This window comes from Alcanivorax sp. 1008 (assembly GCF_020667895.1).
Classification (GTDB): Bacteria; Pseudomonadota; Gammaproteobacteria; order Pseudomonadales; family Alcanivoracaceae; genus PGZG01.
On record NZ_JAFMPS010000057.1, the window covers coordinates 1 to 2,459 of the forward strand.

Genomic DNA, 2,459 nt, shown 5'->3' on the forward strand with positions numbered 1-2,459 from the left:
GCATGGTGATATTGGCGGTGGAAATCATGACTCAGGCACATCCGGCAGATCAGTGAAGCGCCGGGGTCCGGCACAGAAGGGGCGGCATTGTAGCGGGTTGGGGGCGACAAGTATCGGCTAGTGGGCAGGTTGTCAGACCAGCGGGCTCAACCCAGCCACTCTACCAACTGCTGGTTCATCTTCAGGCGCAATCGCTGCTGCAACATTCCCTCGAATACCGCATCCAGGCAATGATGCTCACGCACCAGCGGCAATGCCGCCTCTGCTTCGGCAAAGAACTGCTCCTGATATGCAGGAACCAGATAGGCATGCTCCCACCAACTGATGATGCGAGGACGTGCAAGCTGCATCAAAGGAGCCGCAGGCAGCTTCTCCGACTTGGCTGCATTGGCCTGCAAGGTGGCCGGCATCAGGTTCCACAGGTCGTTATTGCTCCAGCGAGCCCACGGGAAACAGTGATCCACCTGATAATGTCGACGCCGTAAACTACGATCACTCCAGACACAATGAATGTCCCGGCCCTGCTTCACCAGCGTATCAACGAGGCTGCGCACCACCCGCGTGTCACGCTTACCCTCCTGCCACGCAAGAGCAGCGCGATAACTGGAGGCGTCATAGCGCACCCCATCAAAGCGGGGCATCAAATTTTCCCATTCATTAACGATGGCAGGCTCTAGCCAGCAGGCAAAGCGACTGAAGCAGTCCCAGAGCAGCGCTGGGACTCGAAACACGCCAAATCCAGATAGTGTTTCTGCATCAAGACGAAACTCTGCCAAAACGCTACGCCCACGGACCGGCTGACTCTCGAATACACTGCGATTGGTGCCGGGCCAAGTTATGTAGCGCACCGGCATACGGGTGATCGTTGCCACCGCATCTTTTATTGCACCCGAAACACTGATTGCAACATCACCGGTAAGGGCTTGACCCACTCTCAGGTCAAATGGGGAAACTTCAGCCAAACGGTAGAAACTTTCCTTCGCGAAATCATATCCGCGACTACCCGGAGACTGACGAAGCTTATGCTTGAGAATCAGCGGCTGATAAAGTCTGATCCAGTAAAGGCCGACCAATCCAAGAGGAATATCCACCCAGACATCATCTCGACGAATCACCATCCCTGGCAAAGTATCTGCTATCCGGGTCAGCGCACGCAGCAAGGCAAGCTTGTAGGTGGAGGCTTTATCGTCATTGACAATGATATGTCGAAGAAGTGGCAGCGCGCCGGTTCCATCATCAGGTAGTCGGAAGACCAATGCCTCCCAACTCACCTCCAAACGACTGAATGCATCCACATCAGAAGTCGCATCAAGCATGAGTAGCGCGCGATTACACGCCAGCGCCTCCAGCTCCTGCCTACTGACCGCATGGAAATTTCTATCCAGATCATCGGCACCATGACGAAGAGTAATGACCAGCATGCCGCCCGGCGCCAGAAGCTCGGTGAGAATACGAAATGTACGTTCACGATCCGCCGGCTTTAGATGCATCCATACCGCAGACAGCAGAATCAGATTAAATCGATAACCAAGTGCGCGCACTTTGCCCAGCTCGGGCAACGCATCATCCAGCCATTGAACATTATTTCCAGTCGTAGCCTGTTCGCCCAGACTGCGCAGGCCTGCTGACGGCTCAACCGCCAGCACATCCCATCCCATGGCGGCAAGCGCGGCCGCATCACGGCCGCTGCCCGCACCCACGTCCATGGCAAACCCCGGCTGCTCCGGTAAGTGCCTCAGCCAACTGCGGTGTACCTCAGCAAAGCGCACCGACTGGTACTGAGCAAAAAGGCGCTGCGCGTGCTGGCTGTAAAAATCACTCATGGAACATCATCAGTCCTCGGGTATAGCACCCAAGGTAAGCATTTTTCTGACGTCGTCCAGACTTTTCCTGCATGCCGCAGCCTTGCATCAATGCATGACCACTACATCGATCATTCTACCCCACTAGCAAGCAAGCTGATTGCGACAGCTTGCTTGCCAAGCATGGTGTCAGCTGTGATCAGTGCGGCAGCACCCACTGATCCACCTTGAGGCCCTCAGGCGGAGCCACCTGCGCAGAGGACGGGCTGCCCGGGCCATGGCCAGGTGCTATCCAGTTGCCAGGAATATTGCCGAACACTCGCTGCAGCGGCTGGCTTGGTTGACGCCGTGGGTCGTCTTCCACATTAATCGGCCGCCATGCCAGTGCGTCTACGGTCAGGCCATCTTTGGCATTGTCATGATGACAGCTCAAGCAGAAGGAATTGTTAGTGGAGTCCGGGCGCGGCTGACCATAGCGCAACGGGCCTTCGGGGAAATTGATGGCCTCGCGCAAGCCACGGGTGCCGCTGGGGATATTGGCCAAGTGCGCGCCAAAGTCGCGGGTATAGTTAGTAAAGCAGGCATACTGGCTAGAGGCGGCCAACCCGGAGTTGAGCGTCTCACCAACCTGATTGTGAGCCCAGGAAGGATAGCGGC

The 2,459-nt window shown here is 56.5% G+C and carries 2 protein-coding genes; both read right to left on the reverse strand.

The annotated features are described in order from the left end of the window. Positions 1 to 146: 146 nt before the first annotated feature. Entirely contained in the window at positions 147 to 1,823 is a 1,677-nt protein-coding gene (locus J1C54_RS16155) for a class I SAM-dependent methyltransferase (protein WP_229149946.1), read from the reverse strand. Between the two features lie 178 nt (positions 1,824 to 2,001). Next, positions 2,002 to 2,459: hypothetical protein (locus J1C54_RS16160; RefSeq protein ID WP_229149574.1), on the reverse strand; the 458-nt coding region annotated here is incomplete at its 5' end.

What these genes read in the sequence shown, in the direction of transcription:
- J1C54_RS16155 (WP_229149946.1), bottom strand. Translation starts at nt 1,823, where the DNA reads ATGAGTGATTTTTACAGCCAGCACGCGCAGCGCCTTTTTGCTCAGTAC.